At 67.4% G+C, this 14,743-nt stretch carries 13 protein-coding genes; 8 read left to right on the plus strand and 5 right to left on the minus strand.

The window, feature by feature from the left end:
* The first annotated feature begins 79 nt into the window (after window positions 1-79).
* The 3 genes from rpiA (at window position 80) to LWW89_RS17135 (ending at window position 2,226) form a co-directional block, all read left to right on the plus strand.
* Complete coding sequence (gene rpiA / locus LWW89_RS17125; protein WP_293266389.1) at window positions 80-757, plus strand: ribose-5-phosphate isomerase RpiA; 678 nt, start codon at window positions 80-82, stop codon at window positions 755-757.
* Window positions 758-888: 131 nt separating this feature from the next.
* A complete protein-coding gene (gene phoU, locus LWW89_RS17130; RefSeq protein ID WP_293266391.1) occupies window positions 889-1,590 on the plus strand; it encodes a phosphate signaling complex protein PhoU in 702 nt (233 codons plus the stop codon).
* A 345-nt stretch (window positions 1,591-1,935) separates the two neighbouring features.
* A complete protein-coding gene (locus tag LWW89_RS17135) occupies window positions 1,936-2,226 on the plus strand; it encodes an HU family DNA-binding protein (RefSeq protein WP_293266393.1) in 291 nt (96 codons plus the stop codon).
* A gap of 227 nt (window positions 2,227-2,453) precedes the next feature.
* On the opposite strand, the gene LWW89_RS17140 is transcribed toward LWW89_RS17135, so the two are convergent.
* From LWW89_RS17140 to LWW89_RS17155, 4 genes are all read right to left on the minus strand, one after another.
* Window positions 2,454-2,726 (minus strand): oxidative damage protection protein, encoded by a 273-nt coding sequence (locus LWW89_RS17140; protein WP_293266395.1) that lies wholly within the window; start codon window positions 2,724-2,726, stop codon window positions 2,454-2,456.
* Between the two features lie 169 nt (window positions 2,727-2,895).
* The gene (argA, locus tag LWW89_RS17145; RefSeq protein ID WP_293266397.1) at window positions 2,896-4,251 is read right to left on the minus strand and encodes an amino-acid N-acetyltransferase; all 1,356 of its coding nucleotides are present in this window, start codon (window positions 4,249-4,251) and stop codon (window positions 2,896-2,898) included.
* Between the two features lie 186 nt (window positions 4,252-4,437).
* Complete coding sequence (gene pap, locus LWW89_RS17150) at window positions 4,438-5,934, minus strand: polyphosphate:AMP phosphotransferase (protein WP_293266399.1); 1,497 nt, start codon at window positions 5,932-5,934, stop codon at window positions 4,438-4,440.
* A 185-nt stretch (window positions 5,935-6,119) separates the two neighbouring features.
* Window positions 6,120-6,863 carry a 16S rRNA (uracil(1498)-N(3))-methyltransferase gene (locus LWW89_RS17155; protein ID WP_293266401.1) on the minus strand — a complete coding sequence of 248 codons (744 nt, stop codon included), beginning with the start codon at window positions 6,861-6,863 and terminating at the stop codon, window positions 6,120-6,122.
* An 85-nt stretch (window positions 6,864-6,948) separates the two neighbouring features.
* Between LWW89_RS17155 and LWW89_RS17160 the strand changes: the two genes are divergently transcribed.
* Window positions 6,949-7,503 (plus strand): thioredoxin family protein, encoded by a 555-nt coding sequence (locus tag LWW89_RS17160; protein ID WP_293266403.1) that lies wholly within the window; start codon window positions 6,949-6,951, stop codon window positions 7,501-7,503.
* A gap of 42 nt (window positions 7,504-7,545) precedes the next feature.
* Complete coding sequence (locus LWW89_RS17165) at window positions 7,546-8,349, plus strand: inositol monophosphatase family protein (protein ID WP_293266405.1); 804 nt, start codon at window positions 7,546-7,548, stop codon at window positions 8,347-8,349.
* Between the two features lie 167 nt (window positions 8,350-8,516).
* Here the strand turns inward: LWW89_RS17165 and LWW89_RS17170 are convergent, their stop codons facing one another.
* On the minus strand, window positions 8,517-11,090 hold the full coding sequence (locus LWW89_RS17170) for a bifunctional diguanylate cyclase/phosphodiesterase (protein ID WP_293266407.1): 2,574 nt from the start codon (window positions 11,088-11,090) through the stop codon (window positions 8,517-8,519).
* A gap of 244 nt (window positions 11,091-11,334) precedes the next feature.
* Here LWW89_RS17170 and LWW89_RS17175 point away from each other — a divergent pair, with 244 nt between their 5' ends.
* The 3 genes from LWW89_RS17175 to LWW89_RS17185 form a co-directional block, all read left to right on the plus strand.
* The gene (locus LWW89_RS17175; RefSeq protein ID WP_293266409.1) at window positions 11,335-12,348 is read left to right on the plus strand and encodes a class 1 fructose-bisphosphatase; all 1,014 of its coding nucleotides are present in this window, start codon (window positions 11,335-11,337) and stop codon (window positions 12,346-12,348) included.
* A 19-nt stretch (window positions 12,349-12,367) separates the two neighbouring features.
* A complete protein-coding gene (locus LWW89_RS17180) occupies window positions 12,368-13,243 on the plus strand; it encodes a phosphoribulokinase (protein WP_293266411.1) in 876 nt (291 codons plus the stop codon).
* Window positions 13,244-13,445: 202 nt separating this feature from the next.
* The coding region (locus LWW89_RS17185; protein ID WP_293266413.1) for a transketolase at window positions 13,446-14,743 on the plus strand (1,298 nt) is incomplete at its 3' end.

The following is a 14,743-nucleotide window of genomic DNA, read 5'->3' on the forward strand; positions in this document are numbered from 1 at the left end:
CCGATTTCCCTTCCGGGCAGTCGCCAGCCTCCGCCACCGCCCCGTAGAATGGCGCTTTTGCCCCACAGGAGATTTCCCCATGAACCAGGACGAACTGAAACGCGCCGTTGGTCAGGCCGCCGCCGACTACGTGGTGGCCCACGCTCCCCAAGGCGCGGTGCTGGGCGTGGGGACCGGCTCCACCGCCAACTGTTTCATCGACGCCATCGCCCCGTTCAAGGAGCGCTTCCGCGGCGCCGTGTCCAGCTCCGAAGCCTCCACCGACCGGCTGCGCAGCCATGGCTTCGCCATCCTCGACCTGAACGACGTGAGCGAGATTCCCGTCTACGTGGACGGCGCCGACGAGGTGAACGACCGCCTGCATATGGTCAAGGGCGGCGGCGGCGCCCTGACCCGGGAGAAGATCGTGGCCGCAGTGGCCGACACCTTCGTCTGCATCGCCGACGCCTCCAAACTGGTGCCGACCCTGGGCGCCTTCCCCCTGCCGGTGGAGGTGATCCCCATGGCCTGCGCCCACGTGGCCCGGGAACTGGCCAAGCTGGGCGGCGACCCGCACCTGCGCAAGGGTTTCATCACCGACAACGGCAACCTGATCCTGGATGTGCGCGGCCTGTCCATCGACGATCCGGTGGCCCTGGAGGCCCACATCAACCAGATCGTCGGCGTGGTGTGCAACGGCCTGTTTGCCGCCCGGGGCGCCGATCTGTTGCTGCTCGGCACCCCCGACGGGGTGCGGCAGTTGCACCCGAAATCCTGAGGCCGGACGGCCGCGCCGGCCGCCCAATCCGCCACCGCAACATTTCTGTCATATTGGAATGCTAGGTTCCACGTTTTGATCGGCCCCGCCCGCAACGCCGGACGGGGCTTTTTTCAGACAAGAGAGACCCCATGCTCGAACACACCTCCAAGCAATTCGATCTGGAACTGGAAAGCCTGCGCACCCGGGTGCTGCAAATGGGCGGACTGGTTGAACAGCAATTCCGTCTGGCCATGGAAGGCCTCTACTCCGGCGAAATCGCCGACCTGGAGCGGGTCATCGTCGGCGACGCCCGGGTCAATCAGCTGGAGGTCGAACTAGACGAGGCCTGCACCCAGGTGATCGCCAAGCGCCAGCCCACCGCCATCGACCTGCGCATGATCACCACCGTGATCAAGACCATCGCCGACCTGGAGCGCATCGGCGGCAAGGCCCAGAAGATCGCCAAGCTCGGCGTCCGTCTGTACGACCAGCACGCCTCCTTCGCCCCGGAAGTGGAGCTGCGCCACACCGCCGACCTGGCCCTGACCATGCTGCGCGCCGCCCTGGACGCCTTCGCCCGCCTCGACGCCGCCGCCGCCGCCGACGTGGTCTACAAGGACGAGCAGGTGGACATGGAACACAACGCCATCACCCGCCAGCTCATCACCTTCATGATGGAAGACCCCCGCACCATCTCCCAGTCCCTCGACATCATGGCCATCGCCAAGGCGGTGGAGCGGGTCGGCGACCACGCCAAGAACATCGCCGAATACGTGATCTACATGGTCAAGGGCCGCAACGTGCGCCACGTTCCGCCCGAAGAACTGGACCGGGAAATCAACGAGCATTGAGCGGCACCCAACATCGTTCTTTTTCGGCGCAAACCCGCCACAGGCAAGGGTTTGCGCCGGGCCGCCAGGCGCCCCATCCCGCTAGCATCGTTCCCTCCCCGGCGCAATACCCAGCACGCAAATATTTCTCCGGCAAATCGCTTGCAAATGCTGGCGCAGAGCGGTTTTCCGGGCTATGCTTGCGCCACTCGGAGTCTCAAAGCAGCCGTAGAACGCTCCTCTGGAGCGACCTGCGGAGGCTTGTATAAACTTGTCGGGCCTGACGGACTTTCGCGGTTAGCCTGACGGCCCGGGATCATTACTTGTCCTGAATCGGACTTCCTATCTCACGAAGGAGATGTTTGCATGAACAAGAACGAACTGATCGATGCCATCGCCCAGGAAGCGGACGTCACCAAGGCTGCCGCCGGCCGCGTTCTCGACGCCCTGACCTCCACCGTGGTGAAGGCCGTCGCCAGCGGCGACTCCGTCACCCTGGTCGGCTTCGGCAGCTTCAAGTCCAGCACCCGCGCTGCCCGCGAAGGCAAGAACCCGAAGACCGGCGAAAAGATCAAGATTCCGGCCGCCACCGTGCCGAAGTTCTCCGCCGGCGCCGGCTTCAAGGAAGCCGTGAACAAGCCCGCCAAGAAGAAGTAAACGACGCTTGCACTGTTCCGGGCCCCTGCGCCCGGACGCAAAAAAGCCGCACGGCCTGCGCCCTGCGGCTTTTTTGTTGCCCGTCGCTTGTTCCCGCGTCGCTTGCTCCCGTTATCGCGGCTCGCCATTTCCTACAGCGCCGCCGCCTCCGGGATTGCCGTGAAGCCGCCGTCGCGCCAAGGCGCCAGCGGCTCCGCCGAGATTCGTCGGGGGTGTGGGCGCGCCGTTCAGCCCTGGGGCGGAACGTAGCCCTGCACCTGGTCGGCCCCTTCGCCGAAGAAGTGCTTTTCCACCTGCTCTTGCAGGTACTTGCGGTGCCGGGCGTCGGCCAGGTTGAGGCGGTTCTCGTTGATGATCATCGTTTGCAGCTTGATCCACTGCTGCCACGCCTCCTTGGAGACGTTGAGCCACAGCTTCTTGCCCAGTTCGCCGGGCATGGGGGGAAAGTCGAGCCCTTCGGCCTCGCGGCCGAGCTTGATGCAGTTGACGGTACGTGCCATGAAAATCCTCCGCGGATGGAATGCCGCGTTGCCGCGGGCCGTAATAGTTGAGTATTAATCTCGGGTATCGATTATAGCGGCGCCGCACCGCCTCCGGGCCTTGATCCGGGGCAGAACGGCAGCACCCGAAGGAGCGGGCCAGCGCGATAAGGCCGGCCTGGCGTTCCGGTCAGGCCGCGTCCAGCGCCTTGACCATGACCTTGGAGCGACGCTGGAAGTTGTACATCAGCCGCTTTTCGTCCGGCAGCTCGTCCACCGAGGCCGCCGAGAAGCCCCGTTCGAGGAACCAGTGGGAGGTACGGGTGGTGAGCACGAACAGGCGGGAGACGCCGGCCACCCGGGCCTGCTGTTCGATGTGGTTCATCAGCCGCTCGCCGTAGCCCCAGCGCCGGTGGTCCGGGCTGACCGCCAGGCAGGCCAGCTCGGCCATGCCGTTGCCGAAGGGGTAGAGAGCGGCGCAGCCGACGATCACCCCGTCGTGCTCGATCACCGAGAAGCGCCCGATCTCGCGCTCGAACAGTTCCCTAGGGCGGGGCACCAGGGTGCCGTCGTTCTCCAGGGGCTCGATGATCGACAGCAGGCCGCCGATGTCGTCGGGCTTGGCGCCGCGCAGCACGTCCAGGGATTCCCGGGTGATCACGGTGCCCACCCCGTCGTGGGTGAACAGCTCCTGAAGCAGCGCCCCGTCCTCGGCGTAGCCGATGATGTGCACCCGCTTCACCCCGCGCCGGCTGGCGCGCACGGCACAGGGCAAATAGCGCTTGAGGTCGGGCGAGAGCCAGTCCCCCACCCGCATCAGCTGCTCGGCGGCGTCCGCCGTCAGTTCGTCGAGCAGCTTGCCTTCGGCGTCGGTGGCGCCCTGGCTGTCGGTCAGGTAGAGCAGCTTGTCGGCCCCCACCGCCACCGCCACCGCCTCGGCCACGTCTTCCATGCCCAGGTTGAAGATCTCGCCAGTGGGCGAGGCGCCGATGTTGGAGAGCAGGACGATGTTGCCCAGCCCGAGCTGGGCGCGGATGCCCTCGCCGTCGATCTTGCGCACGGCGCCGGTGTATTGCAGGTCCACCCCGTCCACCACCCCCACCGGGCGGGCGGTGATGAAGTTGCCGCCGACCACCCGGATGGTGCTGCCGGCCATGGGGGTGTTGGGCAGGCCCTGAGAGAGCAGGGCCTCGATTTCCAGGTAGACGCTGCCCACCGCGTCGATGACGCAATCCAGGGTGGGTGCGTCGGTGATGCGGAAACTGCCGTGGTAGCGCGGCTCGATGCCCTTCTCGTGCAGTTCCTCGTCGATCTGGGGCCGGGCGCCGTGCACCAGCACCAGGCGTACCCCCAGGCTGGCCAGCAGGTTCATGTCGTAGGCGAAGGTCTTGGCCAGGGGCCCGGAGATGGCCTTGCCGCCGAAGCCGATGACGAAGGTCTTGCCGCGGAAGCCATTGACGTAGGGCGCCACCGAGCGGAACCAGGCGACGAAGTTTTCGGAGTGCTGGGACGGCAGGGACTTCGGAAGGTCGGACGAGCCGGACATGGGGGCCTCGCGGTCGTGAAGAGCGGGTGGGCTGCGGCGCGCAGAAGGTACGCCGCAGCGCAGCAATCAAGGCGCGATTCTAGCGCCAAACCCGGCCGCCACGCAGGCCGACGCAGCCCCGGCCCGTGGCGATCTCATCATCGTCCCATCCGCGCCCCCGGCATCCGGCAGCGGCGGCGGATGGACTCAGACCGCGTCCCCATCCAAGGCCGCTTCCAGCTGCCGGACCACCGTCTTCAGCACCTTGATGCGGGCGAAGTACTTGTCCTCGGCCTCCACCAGGGTCCAGGGCGCCACCTCGGTGGAGGTGCGGTCCACCATCTGGCACACGGCAGTCTCGTAGTCGCTCCACTTCTCCCGGTTGCGCCAGTCCTCGTCGGTGATCTTGAAGCGCTTGAAGCGGGTTTCCTCCCGCTCCTTGAAGCGGCGGTACTGCTCGTCCTTGGAAATGGCCAGCCAGAACTTCACCACCACCGCGCCATGGCGCACCAACTGGTCCTCGAAATCGTTGATCTCGCTGTAGGCGCGCATCCAGTCGGCCTCGCTGCAAAAGCGCTCGACCCGCTCCACCAGCACCCGGCCGTACCAGGAACGGTCGAAGACGGTGACCCGGCCATGGCCCGGCACGTGGCGCCAGAAGCGCCACAGGTAGGGCTGATCCCGCTCTTCCTCGGAAGGGGCGCCGATCGGCACCACCCGGTAGCTGCGGGCATCCAGGGCACCGGTGACACGGCGGATGGCGCCGCCCTTGCCGGCGGCATCGTTGCCCTCGAACACCAGCACCAGGGAACGCTTGGCGAAGCGCTCGTCGCGCACCAGCTGGTTGAGCCGCCCCTGCCAGCGGGCCAGCTCGCTGGCGTAGGACTTTTTCTTGCTGAGGCGCTGCTCCAGGTCCAGGGCGGACAGCACGTTCACGCCCGTGCCGGCCACGGGCTGGAAGGGAGCCGCGGCGATGCGCTGGGTGGCGTCCGGCATGGCCAGGCGACGGTGGATCGCCGAGGCCAGGATGCGCCCCACGGACAGGGCGCGGTAGCGCGGGTCGAAACCGTCTACCACCACCCAGGGGGCGTAGGCGGTGCTGGTGCGGCGCAGCACGTACTCGGCCATGCGGTGGTAGCGCTCGTAATTCTCGAAGCGCCACCAGTCCTGGTCGGTGATGCGCCAGGCGGTCTTGGGGTCCTTGGAGAGAGTCTTGAGGCGCCGTTCCTGCTCGTCCCGGGAGAGGTGGAACCAGAGCTTGAGGATCAGGGCGCCTTCGTCCGCGAGCATCTTCTCGAAGCGCAGGATGCGCTCCAGGTGGTGGGCGGCGGCGGCCCGCTTCATGTCCTTGCGCACCCAGCCGGTGATCGGCTCGGCGTACCAGTTGCCGAAGAACACGCCGACCCGCCCCTTGCCCGGCAGGGCTCGCCAGTAGCGCCACATGGGCGGGCGCTGGCGTTCCTCGTCGCTGGGATCGCCGAAACCCTCGGTGCGGATGTGGCGCGGGTCCATCCAGGCGTTGAGCAGGTTCACCGTCTCGCCCTTGCCCGCCCCGTCCAGGCCGTTGACCAGGATCAGCACCGGAAAGCGCCGGGCGGCCAGCAGGTCGTACTGCAGGTCGAGCAGGTCGGCGCGCAGCTGGGGCACCTCGGCATCGTAGGTGGCCTTGTCGACGCGCTGGCCCAGTTCGGCGGATTCGAACATCGCAACCTCCCAAGGATGGCCGGGGTCCGGGTCGGGCCCGGCCCCGTTTCATGTCATCGTTCCCGCCCGGCGGCGAGGCGCTCCCGGCCAACGTCCGGCGCATCGGCCGGCCCCGGCGGAGCCTGGCCCAGCTTAGCCGAAATCAGCGGAAATCAGGCAAACAGGCAACCGGCAGAAACCGGCGATCAGCAAAAATCACCGCGCACCGCGTGCAGGGCGGCCAGGGCCGTCAGGGCCGCGGTCTCGGTGCGCAGCACCCGGGGGCCCAGGCGCAGGCCGATGAAGCCGGCGGCCCGGGCGGCGGCCTCCTCTTCCGGGTCCAGACCGCCCTCGGCTCCCACCAGCAGGTCGATGCGGCTCCCCGGGGGCAATTGGTTCAGGGTCACGCCCCCTTCGGGATCGAGCAGCAGACGCAGGCGCCCCCCGCTCTCCTCCCCGCCCAGGGCCTGGGCCAGAGGCACGATGGGCGCCACCTCGGGCACCCGCGTGCGGCCGCACTGCTCGCAGGCGGACACCGCCACCCCCTGCCAGTGGGCGACCCGCTTGGCCGCCCGCTCGCCGGACAGGCGCAGCACGCTGCGCCGGCTGTCCACCGGGACGATGCACCCCACCCCCAGCTCCACCGCCTTCTGCACCGTGTAATCCATCTTGTCGCCAGACTGGAGGGCCTGGTAGAGGGTCACGTCCAGGCGCGATTCCCGGTCGGCGCCGGTGGCCTCGCCCACGGCAACCCGGGCGTCGCGCTTGCCGATCTCGCTCAACACCGCGGCGAACTCCCGGCCGGCGCCGTCGAACAGCAACAGGCCGTCGCCCACGGCCAGGCGCAGCACCCGTACGGCGTGATGGGCCGCCTCGGCGGGCAGGTCGAAGGTGGCGCCGGCAACGAGCCGGCCCTCGGGATCGGGGCAGTGGAATCGGGGAAGGGCCATGGGTGCTATTATCCCTTGAACCGGCGCCGTCCCCTACCCGCACCGGGTCCAGGCCCGCCGGGCCCCTTCTCTCAGGTACCGCATCATGGCCGCCTTGAATCCCCCCCTCTGCAATTTCGGCTGGAAAGCCCCCGATTTCGACCTGCCCGGCACCGACGGGCGTCGCCACAGCCTGGAGGCCCTGCGCGGCCCCAAGGGGCTGGTGGTGGTCTTCATCTGCAACCATTGCCCCTTCGTCCAGGCCGTGGTCGACCGCCTGGTGCGCGACGCCCGGGATCTGGCGGCCAAGGGCATCGGCTTCGCCGCCATTTCCAGCAACGACGTGGCCGCCTACCCGGAGGACGGTTTTGCCGAAATGGGCGAGTTCGCCCGTCGCCACGGTTTTTCCTTCCCCTACCTGTACGACGAGGACCAGTCGGTGGCCCGGGCCTACGGCGCCGTGTGCACCCCGGACTTCTTCGGTTTCAACGCCGACCTGGAACTCCAGTACCGGGGCCGGCTCGACGACACCGGCCGGAACACGCCCCGGCCCGACGCCCGTCGCGAGCTGTACGAGGCCATGACCCTGGTGGCCGACACCGGCCGGGGCCCGGCCGATCAGGTGGCCTCCATCGGCTGCTCGCTGAAATGGAAGGCCTGATGCCGCTCCCCCACCCCGCCCCCCTTGCACGGAGCCAGGCCGATGCGTGACGCCGCCACGTTGAAGGTCATGCTCGACGCCACCATCGACCTGGTGCGCCAAGTGTCCCGCCAGGAAATCATGCCCCGCTTCCTGCGCGTGGAGCAGCAGCAGAAGGCCGACGGTACTCTGTTCTCGGAAGCCGACCTGGCCGCCCAGCACTTCCTCTACCGGGAACTGCGCCGGGTGGCCGACTGCCCGGTGGTGGGCGAGGAGATGGGCGAGGACGAGCAGGCCCGCGCCTGGGCCGCCGGCCGGGACGGGCTGTGGTGCCTCGACCCCATCGACGGCACCACCAACTTCATCAACGGCATCCCCATGTTCGCCGTGTCGGTGGCCTTCTTCGAAGGCGGCACGCCGCGGCTGGCGGTGACCTATTCGCCGATCACCGACGAGATGTTCTACGCCCGGGAAGGCAACGGCGCCTACCTCAACGGCCAGCGCCTGCCCCTGCGCCCGGTGGCGGACAGCCTGGAGCGGGCCGTGGCCGGGGTCGATTTCAAGCGCATCCCCAAGGCCCTGGCCGACCGGCTGGCCTGCGATCCGCCCTTCTACTCCCAGCGCAACTTCGGCTGCTCGACCCTGGAATGGTGCTTCGTCGCCGCCGGCCGGCTGGACGTGTACCTGCACGGCGGCCAGATGCTGTGGGACTACTGCGCCGGCAGCCTGATCCTCAAGGAAGCGGGCGGGGTGATGGCCACCCTGGACCAGACCGAGTTCAACGCTGCTCCGGTGTGGAAGCGCCCGGTGATGGCCGCCCTCAACCCCCGGGTGTTCGCCGCCTGGCAGGAGTGGATCCGGGGCTGACCCGCAGCCCGGCCTCCTGCCCCCCTGGCGCAACCCCGCGCCAGGCAACGATCTTCACGACCCCATCCCGGAAAGCCAAGCGGGGCGCGGCGTTCCACGGCACCTGCCGCGAACGCCGCGCCCCGCTTGGGGTTTGGGCCTACACCTGAAATCGGTCAGGCCATCGCTCAGACCAGCATCGGCTCCCCGGCCGGCGACCAGGCGCCGTGCAGGATCTGGGGTTCGGGCCGGCCGATGTAGTAGCCCTGGGCCAGGTCCACGCCCATCCGCCGCAGTTCTTCCAGCACCTCGGCACTCTCGACGAACTCCGCCACCACCTGGATGCCCAGTTCCTGGGCCAGGGACTGCATGCTCTGGACGAAGGCCCGGTCCCGCGGGCTTTGCAGGATGTTCATGACGAAGTCCCCCTCCACCTTCAGGTAGTCCACCGGGAAGTGGCGCAGGTAGTGGAAGGAGGAGAAGCCCGAACCGAAGTCGTCAATGGCCAGCTTGAAGCCGTCGAACTTCAGGTCGTTGAGGAAGCGCTGCACCAGGCTCAGGTTCTTCACCGTGTCGCGCTCGGTGATCTCGAACACGATGCGCGACGGGTCCACCCCGGAATCGGCCACCACGCGGCGCACCGACTTGGCGAATTCGTTGAGCACCAGGGCCCGGGGCGACAGGTTGAGGAACATCAGGCCGTCGTGGCCGGCGTCGCGCAGACGGCCCAGGGCCTCCTCGATGATCAGGCAGTCGAGGCGGTGAATCACCCCCATCTTCTCGGCGATCTCGACGAACTCGTCGGCGCGCAGGATGCGTCCTTCCAGCGGCATCCGGCACAGCACCTCGTAGGCCGCCACGGTGTTACTGCGCACGTCCAGGATCGGCTGGAAGTGGGGCACCAGCTTGCGCTCCTCAATGGCGTTGAGGATCAGCACGCTCTTGTTGGAGATGTCGCGGAACACTTCCACCACGTCGTCGCTGGAGGGGATCGCCACCCGCTCCTTACCCTCGGCCTTGGCCCGGTACATCATGTTGTCGGCGAACAGGAACAGGTCCTTGGCCTCGGTGGCGTGCTCGGGGAAGACCGCCATGCCGATCGAGGCGGTGGCGCGGATCGGCGTCCCGTCCGGGCCGTCCAGGGTCATGTCGCGCACCGCATGGAGGATGCGGTGGGCCACTTCCGAGACCTGGGGCAGCTCGGCCTCGGGCAGGATCACCACGAATTCGTCGCCGCCGTAGCGGGCGAAGATGTCGCCCCCACGCAGCACGCCATGGACGGTGCGGGCGAAGAGCTGGAGGAAGCGGTCGCCGGTGGCGTGGTCGTAGTGGTCGTTGACCAGCTTGAAGTTGTCCAGGTCGATCAGCAGCACGCCGAAGGAGCAATCGTGGCGCTTGGCCCGGTCAATCTCGTAGCCGAGCAGCTCCCAGAACACCCGCTGGTTGAACAGGTCGGTGAGGGGGTCCCGGGTGGCGTAGTACTCCAGGTCCCGGGTGTATTTGTAGATGGCCTTCACCGAGCCCACCACGTTGAGCAGGGTGGACAGCACCGAGTCGAGCACCAGGTGGCGAGTCTCGTCCTCCAGCTCGTTGGCGTGGACGCCCACACCGACGATACCGCCGATCTTGGGGGTGTCGACGAAGAACGACTTGACGTGCAGGGCCAGGGTTTCCTCGTCCAGTTCCACTTCCGACGCGTCGGCCTCGGCCACGTGGTGGTTGATGTTGAAGTGGGTGTAGGCGGAGAAGCGCGGGTGGCGTTCCAGGATGTCGCGGATATGCCGCTCCACCTGGGCCCGGGCTCCGGCGTTGGGCGGGTTGAACCAGAAGATTTCCAGGTCGAACAACTCGTCGTCGATCTGGAACAGGGAGAACAGCAGGTGGGCGGGCATCACCTTGTTGATGTCGCGCACCAGATGGTTCACGTACTCGTGCCAGTCACGGATGATTTCCGAGGTGATGACGAATTTTTCCAGGAGGCCGATCTCGAAGGTCAGCATGTCCTTGTCCACCGCCACGGCGCGCAGGCGCTTCACCAGTTCCTCGACGGCGCCGAGAATGCGGTGGATCTCCTCGAAGCCGGACTCTTCCCGAGGGAATTCCAGCTTGCGCAGGTCGGCCACCGCGTTCACCTCGGCCACCCGGGCCTCGACCCCGTCCAAGGCCCGGCCGACCCGGCGGTTGACCAGGAACACGCCGAGCAGGGTGAGGAAGGCCGCCGGCAGCAGCCACCAGGCGGTCTGAGCGAGGAAGCCGCCGCGCAGACCGGTCAGGGCCGGGGTCAGGTCCTGGCGCACCTCGATCACCCCCAGGGTGTCACCCACCGTGGCGTTGTGGTGGCAGCCCAGGCATTTTTCCTCGGCCTGGAGCGGGTAGAGCAGGCGGATGTTCTCGTCCTTGACCCGGTGGAAGGAGTGGCCGCTGAGCAGCACCTGCTCCAGCTCGGCATCCAGGGCGGGCTGCTCGATGGGTCCGTACAGAGCCTCGACCCGGGGGCCCCGGTAGATCTGCACCATGCCCCCCTGGCCGGCGTTGGCCTCCCGGGTGCGGGCGACGAAGCGCTCGGCCTGGGCCCGGCTCCACCCGGTGGACATCAGTTCGTACATGGCCACGAAGGTGGTGCGGGCGGTGGCCTCCGCCGATTCCCGGGCCTGGGTGGTCACCGCCACGTCGAAGGCGCGGGACACGGCCAGATAGCTACCGGCGAAAAGGACCGATCCGGTGAGGATCGAACCTGCGAGGATGAAGGTTCTGATTTTCATGTTCGTATGGGCTCCCTCGGCCCGGCGTCCCGGGCCCGGCGGCTCCCGGAGCCGCCTTTCTGCCATTTATTTACCGCTGGCATATTACCGTAGCCACCTGCTTCGCCGCAGGAGATATTTGCCCTTCCGGACCGCGCCGGACCACGGCTGCGGACCTTATTGCGCAGCGCAGCAGCGGGCGGGGCATCGCGGTACAATCCGGCGCAGATTGTCGTCATCGCAGTTTCAGTTTCCGGAGTTTTCCATGCGCCGCATCACCCTCACCCGCTTCCTGATCGAAGCCCAGCGCCAGCAAGGCGCCCAGAACAACGACCTGCGCCTGCTCATCGAGGTCGTGGCCCGGGCCTGCAAGGCCATTTCCGTGGCCATCGGCAAGGGCAGCCTGGGCGGTGTGCTCGGCGAGGCCGGCAGCGACAACGTGCAGGGCGAGGCGCAGAAGAAGCTCGACGTGATCTCCAACGAAATCCTGCTCGAAGCCAACGAGTGGGGCGGCCACCTGGCCGGCATGGCCTCCGAAGAAATGGAGCTGCCCCACGCCATCCCCAGCCACTACCCCCGCGGCGAATACCTGCTGCTGTTCGATCCCCTGGACGGCTCGTCCAACATCGACGTGAACATCTCGGTGGGCACCATCTTCTCGGTACTCAAGTGCGCCGACAGCAGCTGCGACCTGCACGACCACGACTTCATGCAGAAGGGCACCCGGCAGGTGGCCGCCGGCTACACCGTCTACGGCCCCTCCACCCTGCTGGTGCTGACCCTGGGCAACGGGGTGCATTGCTTCACCCTGGACCGGGAGCTGGGCTCCTTCGTACTCACCAGGGAAAACCTGTCGATCCCTGCCGACACCCGGGAATTCGCCATCAACATGTCCAACCAGCGCTTCTGGGAAAAACCCATGCAGCGCTACGTGAACGAACTGGTGGCCGGCAAGGAAGGCCCCCGCGGCACCGACTTCAACATGCGCTGGGTGGCCTCCATGGTGGCCGACGTGCATCGCATCCTGACCCGGGGCGGCATCTTCATGTACCCCCTGGACAGCAAGACCGTGGCCCAGGGCGGCAAGCTGCGCCTGATGTACGAGGCCAACCCGATGGCCTTCATCGTCGAGCAGGCCGGCGGCGCCGCCACCACCGGCCGGGAGCGTATCCTCGACCTGGAACCCACCGGCCTGCACCAGCGCGTGCCGGTGGTGCTTGGCTCGAAGAACGAGGTGGAGCGGGTCACCCGCTACCATCAAGAAGGCAGCGAAGGCTGATCGTCCCGGAGGCTCCGCCATGTCGGTCAAGCACCCCATCATCGCCGTCACCGGGTCCTCGGGCTCGGGCACGACCACGGTCCGCCAGACCTTCGAGCGCATCTTCTGGCGCGAGAACGTCAAGGCCGTGCTGATCGACGGGGACAGCTACCACCGCTACATCCGGGCCGACATGCACAAGAAGGTGCAGGAGGCGGAGGCATCCGGCCACCGTCCTCCGTCGCACTTCGGGCCGGACGCCAACCTGCTGCCGGAACTGGAAATCCTCTTCCGCGACTACGCCGCCAGCGGTACCGGCCGGATGCGCCACTACGTGCATGACGAGGCCGATTCGCTCAAATGGGGCCAGCCCCTCGGCACCTTCACCGCCTGGGAGGACATCCCGGCGGGCACCGATCTGCTGTTCTACGAGGGCCTGCACGGAGGCGTGGTCACCGACACGGTAAACACGGCCCAGTACCCGGACCTGCTAATGGGGGTGGTGCCCACCATCAACCTGGAGTGGATTCAGAAGATTCACCGTGACACCCGCACCCGGGGCTATTCGCTGGAGGCGGTGACCCACACCATCCTGCGCCGCATGCACGACTACGTGCACACCATCACCCCCCAGTTCTCGCGCACCCACATCAACTTCCAGCGGGTGCCGGTGGTGGACACCTCCAATCCCTTCATCGCCCGGGACATCCCCAGCCAGGACGAGAGCTTCGTGGTGATCCGCTTCGCCAACCCGCGCGGCGTGGACTTCCCCTACCTGCTCAACATGATCGCCGACAGCTTCATGAGCCGGCCCAACACCATCGTCGTGCCCGGCGGCAAAATGAACCTGGCCATGGAACTGATCCTGACCCCCTTCGTCTGGCGCCTGATGGAGCGCCGCCACGGCGCCGGCTGACCCTCCCGGGCCCGGCGGCGCCCCGCGCCGCTCTTGCCGCACTGCAAAATCTGTTCAACCCCCCTGTTTTGGCGGATAATTTCGGTTTTTGCTGATCTTGGCCGCCGCCGTGTCTTCTACCGCTTCCACCGCGTCTTCCGCACCCTCCGCATCCACCCAATTCCTGCTTTCCCCCCTGACCGGCGCCATCCGCGCCCTGGCCATGGATGCGGTGCAAAAAGCCAACTCCGGCCACCCGGGCATGCCCATGGGTATGGCCGAAATCGCCGAAGTCCTGTGGCGCCGCCACCTGAAGCACAACCCGGCCAATCCGCAATGGCCCGACCGCGACCGCTTCGTGCTGTCCAACGGCCACGGCTCCATGCTGCTCTACAGCCTGCTGCACCTGACCGGCTACGACGTCACCATCGACGACCTGAAGAACTTCCGCCAGCTGAATAGCCGCACCCCGGGCCACCCCGAAGTGGGCTACACCCCGGGCGTGGAAACCACCACCGGCCCCCTGGGCCAGGGCATCACCAACGCCGTGGGCCTGGCCCTGGCGGAAAAAATCCTGGCCGCCGAATTCAACAAGCCCGGCCACGCCGTGGTCGACCACCACACCTACACCTTCCTCGGCGACGGCTGCCTGATGGAAGGCGTCTCCCACGAAGCCTGCTCCCTGGCCGGCACCCTGGGCCTGGGCAAGCTGATCGCCTTCTACGACGACAACGGCATCTCCATCGACGGCCACATCGAAGGCTGGTTCACCGACGACACCCCGAAGCGCTTCGAAGCCTACGGTTGGCAGGTGATCCCCAACGTGGACGGCCATGACAGCGCCGCCATCGAGGCCGCCCTGCTCAAGGCCCAGGCCGAAACCGGCAAGCCCACCCTGATCTGCTGCAAGACCAAGATCGGCATGGGCTCCCCCAACAAGGCCGACAGCCACGACGTGCACGGCTCCCCCCTGGGCGACGCCGAAATCGCCGCCACCCGCGCCGCCATCGGCTGGAACCACGCCCCCTTCGAAATCCCCGCCGACGTGTACGCGGCCTGGGACGGTAAGGCCAAGGGCGCCGAGGCCGAAGCCGCCTGGGATGCCCGCTTCGCCGCCTACACCGCCGCCTTCCCCACGGAAGCCGCCGAATTCATGCGCCGCATGAAGGGCGAGTTGCCGGCCAACTGGTCCCAGGTGGTGGACGCCTACATCGCCGACACCGCCGCCAAGGCCGAAAACATCGCCACCCGCAAGGCCAGCCAGAACGCCATCGCCGCCCTGGTGCCCAGCCTGCCGGAAGTGGTGGGCGGCTCCGCCGACCTGGCCGGTTCCAACCTGACCCTGTGGAAGGGCGCCAAGGGCGTCACCGCCAAGGACGGTGGCAACTACATCTATTACGGCGTGCGCGAGTTCGGCATGACCGCCATCGCCAACGGCCTGGCCCTGCACGGCGGGCTGATCCCCTACACCGCCACCTTCCTGGTGTTCTCCGACTACGCCCGCAACGCCATCCGCATGGC

This window comes from Oryzomicrobium sp. (assembly GCF_021287045.1).
Classification (GTDB): domain Bacteria; phylum Pseudomonadota; class Gammaproteobacteria; order Burkholderiales; family Rhodocyclaceae; genus Oryzomicrobium.